The sequence below is a fragment of the Catellatospora tritici genome, from assembly GCF_019083965.1.
GTDB lineage: Bacteria > Actinomycetota > Actinomycetes > Mycobacteriales > Micromonosporaceae > Catellatospora > Catellatospora tritici.
This window is the reverse complement of the sequence record NZ_JAHRCY010000001.1, coordinates 496,153-515,066: the sequence shown is the minus strand read 5'-3', so window position 1 is coordinate 515,066 and position 18,914 is coordinate 496,153. Positions and strand designations below refer to the sequence as shown.

Here is an 18,914-nt window from a genome sequence, read left to right as displayed (position 1 = left end):
CCCCCGGTGGGGGCCGCTCTTTCGCCCTGTTGGGTGTATTGTCCCCAAATCTTGCTCGACATTCGTGCACTTTCCCCGAAACTGCACCTACCACCCCGCTCACGCGCGCGCCCTGTATCCGGTGAAGCCCGACATATCGGAAGGGTCGCGGCTAAGGTGAGGCTCGTACGGCTTGACGAGCCTGAGTACGAGGGGACTTCGAATGTCGCAGGAGCAGGAGAAGGACAGCGGGCTGGAGAAGCTCGAGAGCGAGGCCGCGGGCTTCATGAACCCGTTCAAGTGGGGCAAGAAGAAGAAGGAGGAGGCGCCGCCGACACCGGCCGCGCAGACGCCACCTCCGCCCCCGGCCGCCGCGCCCGCACCGCCGCCGGCCGCGGCCGCGCCCCAGGCACCGGCCGCGCCCACGACTCCGGCGGCGGCACCGAAGCCCGCCCCACCGGCCGCGAAGCCTGCCGCGCCGGCCGCCAAGCCCGCCGCTGCCGCGACGAAGGCCAAGCCGCAGGCGGAGGAGCGCACCTACCGGGTCAAGGCGGGCGACACGCTGTGGGACATCGCCGCGAACTACTACGGCGACGGACGGCAGTACATGAAGATCGCGAAGGCGAACAACATCGCCAACCCGAACCAGATCGACATCGGCTGGGTGCTCAAGATCCCGGACTGATGCCACGAGAGATCCCGGACTGATGCCGCGCGGCTTTACCGGAAACACGGCGGCGGGCCGATTGACGGCCCGCCGCCTTTACTGCGTACGCGTGAGCAGGTCCGAGGTCTGAGTGGCGATCTCGCACTCCTCGTCGGTCGGGACGACGCAGACGGCCACCTCGGACCCGTCCGGGGAGATCAGCCGCTCACCGCGGTCGGACGCCTCGTTGTGGGCCGGGTCCACCGTGATGCCCATCCGCTCCAATCCGGCCAGCACCGCGGCCCGCACCGGCGCGGCGTTCTCGCCGACCCCGGCGGTGAAGGTGACCGCGTCCACCCGCCCCAGCAGCGCGTAGTACGCCCCGACATACTCCGTCACCCGGGCGCAGTACACGTCGAACGCCAGCGCGGCCCGCTCGTCGCCCTCGGCGCGGCGGCGCAGCACCTCACGCATGTCGTTGTCGCCGCACAGCCCCTTGAGCCCACTGCGCTGGTTGAGCAGGTCCTCGATCGCGTCGAAACCCATCCCGGCGTGCCGGTGCAGGTGGAACACGACGGCCGGGTCGATGTCGCCGCTGCGGGTGCCCATCACCAGGCCCTCCAGCGGCGACAGGCCCATGCTGGTGGCCACGCTCAGACCGCCGCGCACCGCACACGCGCTGGCGCCGTTGCCCAGGTGCAGCGTGATCACGTTGGCGTCGGCCGGATCCTTGCCGAGCAGCGCCGCCGTACGCCGGGACACGTACGCGTGGGAGGTGCCGTGGAAGCCGTAGCGGGCGATCCCGTTCTCCTGCGCCACCTCGATGTCGATGGCGTACGTGGCCTGCGCCGGGCCGAGAGTGCGGTGGAAGGCGGTGTCGAACACCGCCACCTGCGGCACGTCCGGCAGCTGCTGCCGCATCAGCTGGATGCCGAGCAGGTTGAGCGGATTGTGCAGCGGAGCCAGCGGCACCAGCTTGGTGACCGCCTCCACCACGTGGTCGTCCAGCAGCGTCGGCGTGGTGAAACGCAGCCCACCGTGTACCACCCGATGACCCACCGCGTCCAGGCCGCTGGGATCGAACTCGAACATCAGCTCGCGCAGCGCCTGCGCGTGGTTGGTGACCCGGTCGATCAGGCCGCCGTCGACGGAGACGCCGTCGGCGAACAGGCCCCACTTCACCGAGGCGGAGCCGCAGTTGAGCACCAGGATCTTCACGAGGCCACCTGGGACTGGATCGCGGTGATGGCGACCGTCGAGATGATGTCGCGCACCGTCGCCCCTCGGGACAGGTCGTTCACCGGCTTGCGCAGGCCCTGCATCACCGGGCCGACCGCCACCGCCCCGGCCGAGCGCTGCACCGCCTTGTACGTGTTGTTGCCCGTGTTCAGGTCCGGGAAGATCAGCACCGTGGCCCGACCGGCCACCTCGCTGCCGGGCAGCTTGGTCGCCGCGACGCTGGGGTCGACGGCGGCGTCGTACTGGATCGGGCCCTCGACCGGCAGGTCCGGGCGGCGCTCGCGGACCAGCTTGGTCGCCAGCGCCACCTTGTCCACCTCGGCGCCGGTGCCGGAGCCGCCGGTCGAGTAGGACAGCATCGCCACCCGGGGCTCGACCCCGAACCGGGCCGCGGTCTCCGCCGACGAGACCGCGATGTCGGCCAGCTGCTCCGGGGTGGGGTCGGGGTTGATCGCGCAGTCGCCGTAGACCAGCACGTGGTCGGCCAGGCACATGAAGAAGACGCTGGAGGCGACCGAGACGCTCGGCTGGGTCTTGATGATCTCGAAGGCGGGGCGGATGGTGTCGGCGGTCGGGTGCACCGCGCCGGAGACCATCGCGTCGGCCCGTCCGGTGTGGACCATCATGGTGCCGAAGTAGTTCACGTTCGTCATCAGGTCGTACGCGATGTCGCGGGTCATGCCCTTGTGGGCGCGCATGCGCGCGTACTCCAGGGCGAACTCGTTGCGCCAGCGGGAGTCGGCCGGGTTGACCAGGCGCGCGTCCCCCAGGTCGAGGCCGAGCTCGCGGACCTTCTGCTCGATCTGGTCGACCGGGCCGAGCAGGGTCAGGTCGCACACGCCGCGCCGGGTCAGCGCCTCGGCGGCGCGCAGGATGCGCTCCTCGAGGCCCTCGGGCAGCACCACGTGGCGGCGGTCGGCGCGGGCGCGTTCGATCAGTTCGTACTCGAACATCAGCGGGGTGACCCGGTCCGGCCGGGACAGGTCCAGCCGCCCGGCCAGCTCGGCCGTGTCCACGTGCGACTCGAACAGGCCCAGCGCCGCGTCGACCTTGCGCTGGTTGTCGGCGCGCAGACGGCCCTCCAGGCCGGTCAGCGCGGCGACCGTGTCGTAGCTGTCCGACGGCACCGTGAAGATCGGCAGCTCCACCCGGAACCGGCTGACCAGCGCGACCACGCGCGGGTCGGGTTCGATGCCCAGCGTCAGCAGCAGTCCGGCGACGGCCGCCTGCCCGCCCAGGTGCGCCGCGAACGTCGCCACGATCAGGTCCGGACGGTCGCCGGGGGTCACCACCAGGCAGTTGTCGCGCAGGTGATCCAGGAAGGTGGGCACCGAGGCGGCGCCCACCACGGCGCTGACCACGTCCCGGGCCAACGCGCCCGGGGTCGCCCCGTGCACCGGCACCGCGTGCAGCGCGGCGGCCACCTCGGCCATGGTCGGGGCGGCGATGGCGGGCAGCTGCGGAATCGCGTACACGGGAACGGACAGGCCGACCGGCGGCAGCGGCAGCACCGACTCCGGCACCCGGTTGGCGACCACGGCCAGCACCGGCAGGTCGTTGCAGGCGTAGTAGGCGGCCCGGACCGCGTCGGTCAGCTCGGTCGCGTCGTGGCCGTGCCCGTTGACCACCGGCAGCACCGAGGCGCCCAGCTCACCCGCGATCCGCAGGTTCAGGCCCAGCTCATCGGGCAGGGCGGGCTCATCCGGGCCCTCGCCGAGGGTACGGCCGAAGTCCGTGCCCACCACGATCACCGCGTCGCAGGCGCGTTCGAGCTGGTGGTAGTGCTCCAGGATCTCGCCGACGAGGTCGTCCATCCGGTGCGCGCCCAGCAGCGCCGAGGCGTGCTGGTAGCTCGGCCCGGCCGCGCCCGCGGTGCTGTAGCGGCTGCGCAGCAGCGCCACCACCGGGTCGGCGGAGTCGCCCTCGCGGGTGAGCGGGCGGAACACCCCCAACCGGCGCACCCGGCGGCTGAGCACCTCCGCCAGGCCCAGCGCCACCGCCGACTTGCCCCCACCGGCGCCCACGCCGGTCACGTACACGCCACGAGCCATGACGACCTCCGCACCCACCCTACGACGGCAGGCGGCCCGGTCGGCGGCGACGGTGCCGCGTCCACGGGCCCCCAGCATGGCGCGATCCGACGAGCCGGATCACAGGAAATTGTCCCACAGCGCCTGGATCGCAGTGGTCTGCAGCAGGGACACCGCGACCAGCCCGGCGACGACCAGGGCGGCGGCCCGGCGCGAGGCGGCCCGGGTCCAGCCGGCCACCACCACCCCCGCGGTCGCGGCGAGCATCGGATACAGGAACGCCCAGGTCCGCTCCACCTCGCCGGGCCGCAGCCGAGTGATCGAGCCGGGCAGTCCCGCCCAGACCACCATGATCAGGACGACGGCGGCGGGCAGGACCGCCGCGCGGGCGGGCGGGAACCGGCGCACCAGCCCCAGCACTCCCAGCGTCGCGATGGGCAGGCCCGCGTAGACGAGCCAGGCCCCGGGCGCCCCCGCGATCCAGTACGGCGTCCAGTGCCGCCTCGACAGCGGCGCGGCGTGGTACTGCGCGAGCAGGTCGAAGCCGAGCGTGACCCAGGCGGCCACGAGCACGGCCGCGCCGCCCAGCGCCGCCGCCCCGAGCAGGCGGGCCATCGCCCGCAGGCCCCGGACCTGGACCAGCACGGCCACGACCGTGCCCAGGACCAGGAACACCGTGGCGTACGTCAGCAGCGTGCTCAAGCCGAGCACCACTCCGCCCGCCGCCGCGAGCGGGGCCGAGCGTCGGTGGATCGCGACCATCAGCAGCGCGGCCGCCGTCGACATGGCGGTGGCGTAGACCGCGTCCATGATCGTGTATGCCAGCATCAGTGGGCCGGGCGCGGCGACGAACAGCACCGCCGCGATGCGGCCCGCCCGCTCCCCGCCCAGCGTGCGCCCCATCGCCCAGGCGCCCGCCGCGGCCGCCATGCCCATGGTCGCCAGCGCCGTCGCGATGCGCACCGGATGCGGCCCCAGCCCCTGGAACAGCCCGTTCAGCAGCAGGTGGATCCCGGCCGGATGGGTCCTGGAGTTGTACGACCTGAATCGCGGCACCAGTTGCGGCTGCTGCGCCACGAACCCCCGGATGCCCAGCTCACGTACGAAGTGCTGGTCGGCGGGGTAGTAGTAGCGGTGCTCCACCGATCCCGTGGCCAGGCCCCGGACCAGGTGGCTCGGATCGCCCCGGATCAGAGCCGTCGCCGCGGCGGCGACCACCCCCGCCGCGATCACCACGGCCAGTGCCGCCCAGGTGGGCAGCCGCACCGTGGTGACCAGCACGGCCACGCCGATCAGCAGCAGCCCGGCCGGGATCATGAGCAGGGCCGGGCGGGACAGTTCCGGGTGCCAGAGGCCGTACAGCGGCGGGTGCGGGAAAACTCCGAACGGAATGCGCACCCGCGCCGCGCTGTACGCCAGGAACCCGGTCAGCACCGCCGCCACGGCCGCCATCAGCAGCACCGGCCACAGCCTCAAGGGGTGCGAGCGTCCTGCCCGCGGCGCGGTCGCCGCCACGGTGCCGAGGTCGTTCGCACGGGCGTTCGCACTGTTCGGCATGGTGTGGTCCAGCGCAGATCACGGCGCCGAACCCGTAGGCGCGGGGGCTGCGGACGCCGCTGCGTCCACCTTAGCCGTCAGACCGTCCCAGCTGGTCGAAGACGGCCGACCTGGCTCACTCCTCGTCCTCGTCCAGGCGGGCGAGCCAGGTGGCGAAGCGCTCGACCGGGATCTCGAACTCCGGGTTGAGGTCGATGAAGTCGCGCAGCCGCTCGGCCAGCCACTCCAGCGTGACCTGCTCGTCGCCGCGCCGCTCGACCAGCTCCTCGATCCCGCGATCGGTGAAGTACATCCTGTGCCTCCGGATATGGAGATCGCCGCTCCGGGTCACCGGACGCGGTGCAACCGCGTCCGGTGACCCGAAACGGCGATCATCGCCTAAAGGGTCGGCCGGTCAGGCCGGGCGCGGCAGGGCCGCTTCCAGCAGGGCGGCCTGCTCGACGTCGTGCAGCTTGGTGGAGCCCACGGCCGGGGCGGCCGCCGACGGGCGGGAGATGCGGCGCATGCGCACCCCGTCCAGGTGCTCCAGCAGGTTCAGCGCCACGAACGACCAGGCACCCTGGTTGGCCGGCTCCTCCTGCACCCAGCAGAAGTCCTCGGCCGCCGGGTACTTGGCCAGCTCCGCCTTGACCTCCTCGATCGGCAGCGGGTAGAGCTGCTCCAACCGGATGATCGCGGTGTCGGTGATGCCACGCTCCTGCCGGGCCTGGACCAGGTCGTAGTAGACCTTGCCGGAGCAGAACAGCACCCGCTTGACCTGCGCCGCGTCCAGCTGCGCCGTCTCACCCAGCACCGGCTGGAAGGTGCCGGTGGTGAAGTCGGCCACCGACGACACCGCGAGGCGGTGGCGCAGCAGCGACTTGGGCGTGAACACCACCAGCGGCTTGCGCTTGGGCGACAGGGCCTGGCGGCGCAGCAGGTGGAAGTGGCTGGCGGGCGTCGACGGGATCGCGATGCGCATGTTGTCCTCGGCGGCCAGCTGCAGCCAGCGCTCGGGACGGCCGGAGGTGTGGTCCGGGCCCTGGCCCTCGTGCCCGTGCGGCAGCAGCACGACCACGCTGGACTGCTGGCCCCACTTGACCTCGCCGGAGCTGATGAACTCGTCGATCACCGACTGGGCGCCGTTGACGAAGTCGCCGAACTGCGCCTCCCACAGCACCAGCGCGCTGGGGTTCTCGACCGAGTAGCCGTACTCGAAGCCCATCGCGGCGTACTCGCTCAGCAGCGAGTCCTGCACGTGGAAACGGGCGTCGTCGGCGGCCACGGCGCCGGCCGGCAGGTAGTCGCCGCCGGTCAGCGCGTCCACGATCGCGGCGTGGCGCTGCACGAACGTGCCGCGGCGGCTGTCCTGGCCGGACAGGCGCACGGTCACGCCCTGCGCCAGCAGCGTGCCGAAGGCCAGGATCTCGCCGAAGCCCCAGTCGATCTCGCCTTCGACCGCCATCTTGGCGCGCTTCTCCAGCAGCTGCTGGATGCGCTTGTGCGGGGTGAAGCCCTCCGGCAGCGAGGTGTGCGCCTCGCCGATGCGCCGGACCAGGTCGGCCGGGACCGCGGTGGCCACGGTCGGCTCGGGCAGCACCTCGCGGGCGCGGGTCAGCCGACTGGACACCCCGGCGACGGCGTCGCGGGTGGCCTTGAAGACCGTCTCCAGCTGCGTCTGGTAGTCGCGCAGCGCCTCCTCGGCCTGGTCGACGGTGATGTCGCCCCGGCCGATCAGCTCCTCGGTGTACAGCTTGCGCACCGAACGCTTGGTGTCGATGATCTGGTACATCAGCGGGTTGGTCATCGACGGGTCGTCGCCCTCGTTGTGCCCGCGGCGGCGGTAGCAGACCAGGTCGATCACCACGTCCTTGTTGAACTCCTGGCGGTAGTCGAAGGCCAGGCGGGCGACGCGGACCACCGACTCGGGGTCGTCGCCGTTGACGTGGAAGATCGGCGCCTGGATCATCCGGGCGACGTCGGTGCTGTACAGCGACGAGCGGCTGTACTCCGGGGCGGTGGTGAAGCCGACCTGGTTGTTGACGACCACGTGCACGGTGCCGCCGGTGCGGTAGCCGCGCAGCTGCGACAGGTTCAGCGTCTCGGCCACGACACCCTGGCCCGCGAAGGCCGCGTCGCCGTGCACCAGCAGCGGCAGCACGGTGTAGCCGTGCAGGCCCAGGTCGAGCCGGTCCTGCTTGGCCCGGACGATGCCCTCCAGCACCGGGTCGACCGCCTCCAGGTGCGACGGATTGGCCGCCAGCGACACGGTGGTCGTGAAGGCGCCGTCGGGGCTGGTGAACTTGCCGGTCATGCCCAGGTGGTACTTGACGTCGCCGGAGCCCTGCGCGGTCTTCGGGTCCAGGTGGCCCTCGAACTCGCCGAAGATCTTCTCGTACGGCTTGCCGACGATGTTGGCGAGCACGTTCAGCCGGCCGCGGTGGGCCATGCCGATGACGACCTCGTCCAGGCCGCCCTCGGAGGAGGCCTGGAGCACCTCGTCCAGCAGCGGGATCAGCGACTCGCCGCCCTCCAGCGAGAACCGCTTCTGGCCGACGTACTTGGTCTGCAGGAACGTCTCGAACGCCTCGGCGGCGTTGAGGCGGCCCAGCACGTGCTTCTGCTCCTCGGGGGTGGGCTTGGTGTACTTCTGCTCCACCCGCCGCTGGATCCAGATGCGCTCCTCCGGGTCGGTGATGTGCATGTACTCCACGCCGACGCGGCGGCAGTAGGAGTCACGCAGCACGCCCAGGATGTCGCGCAGCTTCATGGTGTCCTTGCCGGCGAAGCCGCCGACCGGGAACGACCGGTCCAGGTCCCACAGGGTCAGCCCGTGCTCGCGGACGTCGAGGTCCGGGTGCTTGCGGATGTGGAACTCCAGCGGGTCGGTGTCGGCCATCAGGTGGCCGCGGACCCGGTAGGAGTGGATCAGCTCGATGACCCGCGCGGCCTTGTCGATCTGGCCCTCGGAGGTGTGCGCGATGTCGCGGATCCAGCGGACCGGCTCGTACGGGATGCGCAGCGCGGTGAAGATCTCGTCGTAGAAGCCGTGCTCGCCGAGCAGCAGCTCGTGCATGACCTTCAGGAACTCGCCGGACTGGGCGCCCTGGATGACCCGGTGGTCATAGGTGCTGGTCAGCGAGATGATCTTGCTGACGGCCATGTCGGCCAGCTGGGCGTCGCTCATGCCGGAGAACGGCGCCGGGTACTCCATCGCGCCGACGCCGATGATGGCGCTCTGGCCCTGCATCAGGCGCGGGATCGAGTGCACCGTGCCGATGCCGCCCGGGTTGGTCAGCGAGATGGTGGTCCCGCTGTAGTCGTCCATGGTCAGCTCGTTCTTGCGGGCGCGCCGGACCACGTCCTCGTACGCCTGCCAGAACTGGCGGAAGTCCATCGTCTCGCACGCCTTGATCGACGGCACCACGAGCGTGCGCGAACCGTCGGGCTTGGCCAGGTCGATGGCGATGCCCAGGTTCACGTGCGCGGGCACGATCATCGCGGGCTTGCCGTTGTTCTGGCCGAAGTGGTTGTTCATTTCCGGGTGCAGGGCCAGCGCCCGGACCAGGGCGTACCCGATCAGGTGGGTGAAGCTGACCTTCCCGCCGCGACCTCGCTGCAGGTGGTTGTTGACCACGATGCGGTTGTCCGACAGCAGCTTGGCCGGGACGGCGCGCACGCTGGTCGCGGTCGGCACCTCGAGCGAGGCGTCCATGTTCTCGACGATCTTGGCGGCGATGCCGCGCAGCGGCACCACCGTGGTGCCGGCGGGCTCGGCCGGGGCGGCGACCTTCGGCGCGGCGGCCTTCTCGACCGGCTTGGCCTGCACCGGCGCGGGGGCCGCGGTGGCGGCGGGCTGGGTGGCCGGGGCGGCGGGCTGCGCGGGCGCGGCGGCGGCCTGTACGGGCGCGGCCTTGGGCTTCGCGGTGGCGGGTGCCGCGCTGTCGGCCGGCTTGTAGTCGGCGAAGAAGTCGTGCCAGGCGGGATCGACGCTGGTGGGATCGGCGAGGTACCGCTGGTACATCTCCTCCACGATCCACTCGTTCGGGCCGAAGCTCGCGAGCGGGTTGTCCTGCACTGAGCGGCCGCTTGGGCCGGCGCCCGAGCTCTGCTGGGTCGACACGGGTACTTTCGCCTCTTCCGCATGTCTTTAACGAGTACTCAGAAAACCGCGTCCCAGGCTACGCGCCCCCGTACGCCCGAGCACGGGCGGCAGGCGTCCGTGTCGCATGACACAGTCCCGACAGGTGGAATCCGGGGGGTGGGTGGCTGGATGTGTGCTACGCCACCGCGATCCAGGTGGCCTCGGCGCGGGCGAGCAGGCCGCCGTCCGGGCCGTAGAGCGCGGTCCGCACCAGCGCCTTGCGCCCCTCCCGCCGCACCAGGCTCCCCACCACGACGCACTCGTCGTCGGGCGCCGGCATCGCGTCGATCACCGCCGCGATGCGGCCCAGCACGTACGGCTGCTCGGCGGAGAGGACCGTCCAGCCGCCGGGGCAGTCCAGCGCCGCCCACAGCACCGGCACGGTGACCTCCGGCGGCACCGTGAACGTCGCCGCGGTGCGCCCGTCCGGCAGCGGGCCGGGGAAGATCCGCAGGCCGTCGGCCCGCTGCGGGCCGCAGACGTAGCAGGTGGGGAAGGGGTGCCTGACGTGGCCGGGGTAGCGGCCGCTCGCGGCGAGCGCCTCGGTACGGCTCACCGGTGGCACCGGCTCGATCTCGGCGGTACGCGCCGCCGCCGTCGCGACCAACTGCCCGCCCGGGTCGCGTACCGCCCAGCCATCGCCTTCGGCGGTCACCGCCAGCGGCACGCCGACCGGTGGCGGCTGCCGCAACGTCACCTCGACCGTCCCGGCGCCCGGGTCCACCGTCCCGGCCACGAGTCCGCTGGTCCAGCCGCCGTTACCCGTGGCGGGCGGCCCGGTGCGATCGGCGTCGATCACGATGTGCTCGGTCATGCCTTACAGCCTTTCACTCTTCACGTGCTGGTCACCCATCGCGGGTACAGGCTTTATCCAGCGCTTCTACACAGTGCACATGACCCAGATGTTGCTGACCGCGGCCCCTACGGGCTACTCCGCGCTGATCGCGGGAGACGCGGCGACGGTGGAGGCGGCCCAGCGGCTGCGCTACCGCGTATTCGCCGAGGAGATGGGTGCCCAGCTCGACCCGAGCGGGCTCGACGTCGACGAGTTCGACGCCTACTGCGACCACCTGGTGGTGCGCGAGGACCGCACCGGCGAGGTCGTCGGGACGTACCGGCTGCTGCCGCCGCAGCGGGCGATCTGGCTGGGGCGCCGCTACGGCGACAGCGAGTTCGACCTGACCTCGCTGCTGGTGCTGCGCGATCAGCTGGTCGAGGCGGGCCGCTCGTGCGTGCACCCCGACCACCGCACCGGTGCCGTGATCAACCTGATGTGGGCGGGCATCGCCAAGTACCTGGACCGGATGGGCTTCCGCTGGCTCAGCGGCTGCGCGTCGGTGTCGCTGGCCGACGGCGGCGTCCAGGCCTCGCAGGTGTGGGACTACGTGTCCCGCAAGCACCTGGCCCCGCCGCAGCTGCGGGTGCGCCCGCTGCTGCCGTGGACCCCGCAGCCGGTGGACAAGCCCGCGACCGCCGCCGCGGCCCCGTCGCTGCTGCGCGGTTACCTGCGGCTGGGCGCCTGGGTGGCGGGCGAGCCCGCCTACGACCCGGCGTTCGGCGTGGCCGACTTCTACGTCCTGCTGGGCGTGGACCGGGTCGACCCGCGGTACATGAAGCACTTTCTCGCGTGAGCGGGAAAGCCTAGGCGGAGCCTGGCACAGGCAGTAAAGAGCGTCGACATGTCGGTTTCACTGGTGAGCCCGGCCGGTCCCCAGTTCTCGGGCCGGGCTCGGACCGTACCCCCGCAAGATCTTGACGACCTGTGGCGGCCCACCTCGGCCTGCGGGCCGCGGTGTCGAAGTGTGCCGCCGGCCCGCGCCGGTCTGCTCCGCCAGGCGGCGCGGGCGGCGGCCGCGACGGCGGTGCTGCTGGTCGGGGTGCTGCTGCCCTGGCGGGCCGACCTGCTGGCCCGCGCCCTGCTGCGCGCGCTGGGGGTGCGGCTGCGGGTGCAGGGCCCGCCCATCGCCGTGGGCGCGCTGCTGGTGGGCAACCACGTCTCCTGGCTCGACATCGTGGTGGCGCTGGCCCTGAGTGGGCGGGCGCGCAGGCTGCGCATGGTGGCCAAGTCCGAGGTCGGTGCCTGGCCGGTGATCGGCCGGATCGCCCGCCGTCAGCGGACGATCTTCGTGGACCGGGCCCGACCGCGACGGCTGCCGCTGACCGTGGCCGAGGCCGCCGCCGCGCTGCGGGCGGGCGACACGGTCCAGGTCTTTCCGGAGGGTACGACCACCTGCGGCCCACACCAGGTTCGCTGGCGCAGCGCCTTCTTCCAGGCGGCCCTGGACGCCGGTGCCGCGGTGCAGCCGTTCACCCTGAGCTACACCCACCCCGCCGCCTCGTTCATCGGCGAGGACACCCTCGTCGAATCGCTGCGCCGGGTGCTCGCCGCCCGGTCGTTGCGGGTCACCGTCACCACGGCCCAGCCCCAGCCCGCGGTTTTCTCCCGGCGCCACCTCGCCTACGTGCTCGGCCGCGCCTGAGCTGTGCCCGCCTGAACCGTGACACGGTTCTCAGGAACTGTTCAGGGATTGCACAGCGGAGGGAGAGGGTCGGGGCGCACGATGGGGTCATGCCGGAGGCGAACCTGCTGGTGGTCGAGGACGACCCCAACATCCTGGAGTTGCTGTCCGCGAGCCTTCGGTTCGCGGGGTTCGACGTCAAGGCGGTCGGCGACGGCGCGACCGCCCTCGACGCGGCCGCGAAGATGCGACCTGACCTGGTCGTGCTCGATGTGATGCTGCCCGACCTGGACGGCTTCGAAGTGATCAAGCAGCTGCGCGCCGACCGCGGCCGGGTGCCGGTGGTGTTCCTGACCGCCCGCGACGCCACCGACGACAAGATCCGCGGACTCACCCTGGGCGGCGACGACTACGTCACCAAGCCGTTCAGCCTGGAGGAGCTGACCGCCCGCATCCGGGCGGTGCTGCGCCGCACCAACGGCGAGGACACCGAGTCGCCCAAGCTCGTCTTCGCCGACCTGGAACTCGACGAGGAGACGCACGAGGTGCGCCGCGCCGGAAACCTGGTGCAGCTGTCGCCGACCGAGTTCAAGCTGCTGCGATACCTGATGCTGAACCCGAACCGGGTGCTGTCCAAGGCGCAGATCCTCGACCACGTGTGGAACTACGACTTCCGGGGCGACGACAACATCGTCGAGTCGTACATCTCGTACCTGCGCCGCAAGATCGACAACGTCTCGCCGCGCCTGATCCAGACGCTGCGCGGGGTGGGATACGTGCTGCGCAAGCCCACGTCGTGAAGGTGCCCACGCTGCTCACGCGGTGGCGCACGTACCAGCCGCTTCGGGTGCGGCTGGTGGCGCAGACCCTGCTGCTGCTGGTGCTGGCGATCGTGCTCATCGGCGTGGCCAGCCACGTCGCGATGCGCCGCTACCTGACCGACAAGATGGACGCCGACCTGGACAGCGCGGTCACCCAGGTCCAGCAGTCGATCCCGACCAACAGGTCGGTGGAGACGACGATCGTGCTGCCCAGCGAGTTCATCGTCGCGGCGCCCAAGGCGACCTTCCGGGAGCCCATCCAGCAGCCCTGGGGCTACATCCGGCCGGTGTCGCTGGTGGATCAGGACCTGCCGGCGCTGCCTCCCGCTCCCGAGGACCTGCGGAGCAAGGTGGGGCAGTTCATGACGGTCAAGGCAGCCGACGGCGCGCCCACCTGGCGGCTGCGCGTCGACGTGCTCCCAAACAGCAACGCGATATTTGTAGTGGCTGAGCAGACCGGCACCCTCGAACTCGCGTTGGCACAGCTGCTGTGGATCAACATCTACGGCGGTGCCGCCGTGCTCATCCTCGCCGCGATGATCGGCACTGAGCTGGTCCGCCGCAGTCTCGGCCCGCTTACCGCGATCGAGAAGACCGCCGGGGCGATCGCGAGCGGTGACCTCACCCAGCGCGTGCCGGACCCGGAAGAGGGCGCCCCGCTGGCGCGGACCGAGGTCGGCTCACTGGCGCGGTCGCTCAACGTGATGCTGGCCCAGATCGAGACCGCGTTCACCGCCCGCGCCGCCTCGGAGACCTCGGCCCGCGCGGCCGAGTCCGCCGCCCGCGACGCGGCCGTGGCCGCGCAGGTGTCGGAGAACCGGGCGCGGCGCTCGGAGGAGAAGATGCGCCGGTTCGTCGCCGACGCCTCGCACGAACTGCGTACGCCGCTGACCACCATCCGCGGCTTCGCCGAGCTGTACCGGCAGGGCGCGGCGCGGGCGCCGGAGGAGACGGCGGCGCTGGTCAAGCGGATCGAGGACGAGGCCCGCCGGATGGGCCTGCTTGTGGAGGACCTGCTGCTGCTGGCCCGGATGGACCAGGAGCGCCCACTGCGCCCCACCCCGGTGGAGTTGCGGGTGCTCGCGGTCGAGGCGGTGCAGGGCGCGCGGGCGATCGCCCCCAACCGTCAGATCGGGCTCGTCGTCGCCCCGGACTCGGGCGAGCTGGTGGTGCTCGGCGACGACGCCCGGCTGCGCCAGGTGCTCGGCAACCTCACCGGTAACGCCCTGGCCCACACGCCACCCGGCACGCCGGTCGAGTTGCGGCTGCGCCGCGACGGGGAGCAGGCTGTGATCGAGGTGGCCGACGAGGGCCCCGGCCTGAACGAAGACCAGCGGGAGCGGGTCTTCGAGCGGTTCTACCGGGCCGACGCGGCGCGGACCCGGCGCGCCGACGGGCAGGTGAGCACCGGCCTGGGGCTGGCCATCGTCGCCGCGCTGGTGGCGGCGCACCACGGCACGGTCGAGGTCGACAGCGAGCCGGGCAAGGGCGCGGTGTTCCGGGTGCGGTTGCCGCTCGTTGACTTCGTCGATGAGGCCGATGATCAGGAGCAGGGCCCGCTCGCGGCCAACGCGGAGCGCTGACGACTCACAGAAAAGTTCCAGACCGATCCCAGAACGAACGCAGCGACACAGGGAAGACTAAGACCATGAGCGAGATCGACAAGCCCCCGTACGGTGCGCAGCCTCCGGCCGAGGGCAACCAAGCAGCGCATCCGGACCCGGCTGAGGGCGCGGCCCCGCAGGCCGCCCACGATCCCGCTCCGGCGGCGTGGTCACAGCCGTCCGACACCTCTTCCTCCCCGGTGTCGGCCGCACCGGCCGGGCCCGAGGCGGGACAGCCCGGGTCGAGCCCGGCCGGGGACCAGCCCACCGCCCAGCAGCCCGCCGTCCCCGCGGTGCCCGGTCATGTGCCGCAGCACGCGGCCGGCCAGCCGGGCCACCCGCAGTACCAGGGCGCGCCCGGCTACCCGACCGGCGGCTACCCGGGGTACCCGCAGGTGGGCGGCTATCCGCAGGCGGGCGGTTACCCGACCGGCGGCTATTCGGCCCAGCAGGCGTACGGCGCCCCGGCGGGCGCCACCTGGAACCCGCCCGGCAGCCAGCAGCAGCAGAAGGGCAGCGGCATCGGCGGCACCATCGCCAAGATCGCGATCGGTTCGGTCGCCGCGGTGGTGCTCGCCGTCGGCTCGGGCATCGCCGGAGCCGTCATCGCCACCCGGTACGCCGACGACGGCAAGGTCACGGTGTCCACCGGCTCCACGGCCGCCGCGCCGGTCATCGACCGCGGCTCCCTGGCGGCCGTGGCCGCCGCGCTGTCGCCCAGCGTGGTCAACATCGCCACCGGCTCCGGCGAGGGCTCGGGCATCGTGCTCACCGAGGACGGCTACATCGTCACCAACAACCACGTGGTGGCCGGTGCGTCCGGACGCGAGGTCACGGTCACCCTGGCCGACGGCAAGAAGGTCAAGGCCACCATCGTCGGCACCGACCCGCGCACCGACCTGGGCGTGGTCAAGGCCGACGCCAAGGGGCTGAAGTTCGCCACCTTCGGCAACAGCGACCAGGTCGCCGTCGGCGACACGGTGCTGGCCATCGGCAGTCCGCTCGGCCTGCAGGGGTCGGTCACCGCGGGCATCATCAGCGCCCGCGACCGCACCATCTCGGTCGGCGAGAACCGCGGCACCTCGCTGTCGGGCCTGCTGCAGACCGACGCGCCGATCAACCCGGGTAACTCGGGTGGCGCCCTGGTCAACACCAAGGGCGAGATCGTCGGCATCAACACCGCCATCGCCACCAACGGCACCGGCGACGGCAACATCGGCGTCGGCTTCGCGATCCCGAGCAACAAGGCCAAGTCCGTGGCCGAGCAGATCATGAACGGCAAGCCGGTGAGCCACCCGTACCTGGGTGTGTCGGTGACCGCGGCCGACACCGGCGGCGCGTCGGTCGGCGCGGTGACGGAGAACAGCCCGGCGGCGAAGGCGGGTCTGCAGAAGGGCGACATCATCAACAAGTTCGCCGGTCGCATCATCAACGACTCGGACGATCTGGTGTCCGCCGTCCAATCGGGCACCGTCGGCCAGCAGGTGACCGTCGAGTTCACCCGAAACGGTGAGGCGAAGACGGCAACGGTGACGCTGGGCGAAGCGTCCTAACAGCAGCGCACAAGACCTGTGCCTCCTCCCCACAGGGACGGCGGGCGGGCAACGGCCATCGGGGTTGGCCATGCTCGCCCGCCGTTCCGCGTCCGGGCTCGGGCTTGACGCGTGACCGGCCGGGACCGTACAAAGCCCCGGTGCGCGTGTCCGACATCCCGATGCCGCTCGCCGTGGCCGCCCGACCCCGCGACGAGCGGGGCTACCCGGTCCCGGCGATCACGCCCTGGGACGGGGCACAGCCGAGGTTCGCCACTACGGGCATCGCCCGCACGTACATCTGCGCCGTCGAGCGCCGCTGCTCCATCTGCGGGCTGACCATGGCGCCCGGTCCGGTGTGGCGGGTCGTGGCCGGACCCGAGGCCGACGCGATCACCGCGGCGCTGGCCGAGCCGGACGGGTACGCCAACGCGGCCGCCACCGCCGAAGCGCCCGGCCACCGCACCTGCATGCTGTACGCCGCCGTGACCTGCCCCTACCTCGCCCATCCCACCGCGCGCCGCGGGCATGCCGCGGTCACCCCCACGTTGGCGGCCAGTCGGGGCGATCGCAGCACCGGCGGCGGCGCCGTGGTCGGCTTCGCCGACTACGCGTTCCGGATCCAGCAGGGGACGGTGCTGTTCCGCTTCAGCGGGCCGGGTGGGTTCCGCCCGCACACCGCCGGCACCGAGCAGCTCGACGAGCTGCGTGCGGCGATCGCGGCCGAGCCGGGTCCGGCCGGGCCCGCGCCCGCGTACCTCGGCACCGACGAGGCGGCCGCCGAGCAGTGGTGCGGCGAGCTGCTGCGGGGTGCGGCCCGCTGAGCGCACAGGTCATCGACCCTGGTCGTTTGAGTGTGTTTGGAGTGTCGGCCCGCCCCGTTCGACTTCCTTTGAAGGGTTCTCACCTACGCTGCCCACGGGTAAACGATCACAGGAAGAGGAACCCATGCGGGCAATGATCGGACGTGACCGGGCGGTGCGGGCCGCGGTCATCGCGGCCTCGTTCGCTCTGGTGGCGGGGTGCGGTCCGAAGGAATCGCCGTCGGCCGGCCCGGAGCCCGGCGCGGCGCCGGCGGGAGCCGTGCCGTACAAGGTGGGCGCGCTGCTGGTCTCGAACGGCACCGAGACGGTCCAGATCGGCGGCAAGCCGGTCGTCTTTCCCACGAAGGTCACCGACGCGGCGTGGTCGCCCGACGGCAGCCGGGTGGCCTTCGTCGACGGTGACGGAGACATCGCCTCGGCCCGGCCGGACGGCACGGGTCTGACGAAGCTGACCAAGGCGAAGGCGGGGGTGCGCCGCAGCCGTCCGGCCTGGATCGCGGCGGGCGTCGAGATCTCGTTCACCGAGACCTCCGGCGGCACAGACCGCCTCGTCTCCGTCCTGGGCAACGGCGGCCTGCAGTACGACCACCAGCGCGAGCTCCCGACCAACCTCGCTCCGGACACCGCGGAGACCGGGAACTCGCGGGCCAGCGCCAGCGCGGTCGACAGCGACGCCGCCGACCTGGCCTTCCAGCACAAGGGGGCCAAGGGCGGCGAGGTCTGGGTGATCGACTTCAACCAGCGCGAGCCGTTCGGCATGAAGCTGACCGACGGCACCGAGCCCGTGCTGGCGCCCGACGGCGCCCACGTGGCCTTCGTCGGCGCCAACGGGCAGGTCAACGTCATCGAGACCAGGGACAAGGCAAAGCCGACACAGATCACCTTCGGCGCCGCCACGCCCACGCACCTGGTCTGGACCCCCGACGGCCAGAGCGTCGCCTACACCACCGCGTCCGGGGTCGAGTCGGTCGCCGCCCAGGTGGCCAAGGGTGCCAAGGAGAATCCGGCGACGAAGCTGTCGGAGATCACCGGTGTGCCCACCTTCCTCGGCGGGGTGACCGACCGGGTGACGCGTCTGGCCACCGGCGACCCTGTGGCCACCGCGCTGGCGGCGTCGCAGGCGGCCTGGGCGACGCAGCGGGAGCCGTACATCGCGTGCGAGTGCAAACGCGCCGCCGAACTGGTGCTCGCCCCGGCGGACAAGCCGGAGCTGGCGCTGACCGCGGCGTGGTTGGCGGGCGGGGGGCGCTCGACGTTCCTGCTGACCGGCGCCGCGAGCCTGGACCCCAAGGTCGAGGCTGAGATCAAGCGCGTCTTCGGGGCGATCCACCCGAAGGAGGGCGGCAGCCCGCTCGCCCACGTCGTCGGCGACCAGTCGGCGATCTCCGATGCCGTGCTCAACCGGCTCAAGACTCTCGGCTTCGAAGTGGACCGAGTGTCCGCGGCGGACCGGTTCACCCTCGCGGCGTCCCCCGGGTTCGCCGGCGACCCGCAGTACGCGTCCGAGGTCCTGCTGATCTCGGTGACCGACCCGACCTCGCTCGGGGTGGCCTACACCGGCTCGTACTACGGGGCGAGGGTGCTGCTGACCGACGGGACGAAGATGCCCGAGCCGACCGCGGCGTTCCTGGCGCGGCTGGGCCCGGACGCGAAGGTGGTCGCGGTTGGCACCGCGGTCGACGCGCTGGCCGCCTGGCCGGCCAAGCCCACGAAGCTGAAGGCGACAGAGCTGCGCGGTGCCGACGACGCCGCCACGGCGGTGCTGCTGCTCGACCGGTACGCCGGCTTCGCGCAGCGCCCGATCCTGGTCTCCAGCGGCGACCCGGTCGCGTTCGCCGTCGCCGCCGGCCAGTCGCAGGCCCGGCCGGTGCTGGCTATCGACCCGTCGGGCCTGCCCGCACCACTGGGCGACTGGCTCGGCGCGTCGTCGGCCGGGATCAATGAGGTCTGGGTGCTCGGCGGTGCCGACGCGTTCCCGCAGACAGTCCTGGACACGGTCGGCAGCCGGATCAGCGGCCCGCTGGGCGCCGCGAAGTCCTGAGCCGACCCCGCGCCCATGCTCGGGATCTGAGAAACGTGGACCGGGTCGCCTTCGCGGCA

General features: G+C 72.0%; 14 protein-coding genes. 8 read left to right on the top strand and 6 right to left on the bottom strand.

Annotated elements, in window-relative coordinates:
- Nucleotides 1-202: 202 nt before the first annotated feature.
- Complete coding sequence (locus tag KUA19_RS02260; protein ID WP_217394312.1) at nt 203-664, top strand: LysM peptidoglycan-binding domain-containing protein; 462 nt, start codon at nt 203-205, stop codon at nt 662-664.
- 78 nt (nt 665-742) lie between these two features.
- On the opposite strand, the gene KUA19_RS02255 is transcribed toward KUA19_RS02260, so the two are convergent.
- The 6 genes from KUA19_RS02255 to KUA19_RS02230 form a co-directional block, all read right to left on the bottom strand.
- The gene (locus KUA19_RS02255) at nt 743-1,843 is read right to left on the bottom strand and encodes an acetate/propionate family kinase (RefSeq protein ID WP_217394311.1); all 1,101 of its coding nucleotides are present in this window, start codon (nt 1,841-1,843) and stop codon (nt 743-745) included.
- A complete protein-coding gene (gene pta, locus KUA19_RS02250; RefSeq protein WP_217394667.1) occupies nt 1,840-3,915 on the bottom strand; it encodes a phosphate acetyltransferase in 2,076 nt (691 codons plus the stop codon). The genes KUA19_RS02255 and pta overlap by 4 nt, the downstream gene beginning before the upstream one ends.
- A 99-nt stretch (nt 3,916-4,014) precedes the next feature.
- Nucleotides 4,015-5,451 (bottom strand): glycosyltransferase family protein, encoded by a 1,437-nt coding sequence (locus KUA19_RS02245; RefSeq protein ID WP_217394309.1) that lies wholly within the window; start codon nt 5,449-5,451, stop codon nt 4,015-4,017.
- 115 nt (nt 5,452-5,566) lie between these two features.
- Complete coding sequence (locus KUA19_RS02240; RefSeq protein ID WP_217394307.1) at nt 5,567-5,743, bottom strand: DUF6104 family protein; 177 nt, start codon at nt 5,741-5,743, stop codon at nt 5,567-5,569.
- A 102-nt stretch (nt 5,744-5,845) separates the two neighbouring features.
- Nucleotides 5,846-9,553: a multifunctional oxoglutarate decarboxylase/oxoglutarate dehydrogenase thiamine pyrophosphate-binding subunit/dihydrolipoyllysine-residue succinyltransferase subunit gene (locus KUA19_RS02235; protein ID WP_372451747.1), complete on the bottom strand. Its 3,708-nt coding sequence runs from the start codon at nt 9,551-9,553 to the stop codon at nt 5,846-5,848.
- Between the two features lie 157 nt (nt 9,554-9,710).
- Complete coding sequence (locus KUA19_RS02230) at nt 9,711-10,376, bottom strand: hotdog fold domain-containing protein (RefSeq protein WP_217394666.1); 666 nt, start codon at nt 10,374-10,376, stop codon at nt 9,711-9,713.
- 91 nt (nt 10,377-10,467) lie between these two features.
- On the opposite strand from KUA19_RS02230, the gene KUA19_RS02225 reads away from it, so the two are divergent.
- The 7 genes from KUA19_RS02225 (at nt 10,468) to KUA19_RS02195 (ending at nt 18,855) form a co-directional block, all read left to right on the top strand.
- Nucleotides 10,468-11,205, top strand: coding sequence for a GNAT family N-acetyltransferase (locus KUA19_RS02225; protein WP_217394303.1), 738 nt, complete (start codon nt 10,468-10,470; stop codon nt 11,203-11,205).
- A gap of 171 nt (nt 11,206-11,376) precedes the next feature.
- Nucleotides 11,377-12,054: a lysophospholipid acyltransferase family protein gene (locus KUA19_RS02220; protein ID WP_217394301.1), complete on the top strand. Its 678-nt coding sequence runs from the start codon at nt 11,377-11,379 to the stop codon at nt 12,052-12,054.
- Between the two features lie 89 nt (nt 12,055-12,143).
- Entirely contained in the window at nt 12,144-12,833 is a 690-nt protein-coding gene (locus KUA19_RS02215) for a response regulator transcription factor (RefSeq protein WP_217394299.1), read from the top strand.
- A gap of 122 nt (nt 12,834-12,955) precedes the next feature.
- Nucleotides 12,956-14,437, top strand: coding sequence for a sensor histidine kinase (locus KUA19_RS02210; protein WP_217394665.1), 1,482 nt, complete (start codon nt 12,956-12,958; stop codon nt 14,435-14,437).
- 65 nt (nt 14,438-14,502) lie between these two features.
- A complete protein-coding gene (locus KUA19_RS02205; protein WP_217394297.1) occupies nt 14,503-16,011 on the top strand; it encodes a S1C family serine protease in 1,509 nt (502 codons plus the stop codon).
- A 140-nt stretch (nt 16,012-16,151) separates the two neighbouring features.
- Entirely contained in the window at nt 16,152-16,814 is a 663-nt protein-coding gene (locus KUA19_RS02200; RefSeq protein WP_217394295.1) for a hypothetical protein, read from the top strand.
- A 124-nt stretch (nt 16,815-16,938) separates the two neighbouring features.
- Nucleotides 16,939-18,855, top strand: a complete 1,917-nt coding sequence (locus KUA19_RS02195) for a TolB-like translocation protein (protein WP_217394293.1) — start codon at nt 16,939-16,941, stop codon at nt 18,853-18,855.
- Nucleotides 18,856-18,914 lie beyond the last annotated feature (59 nt).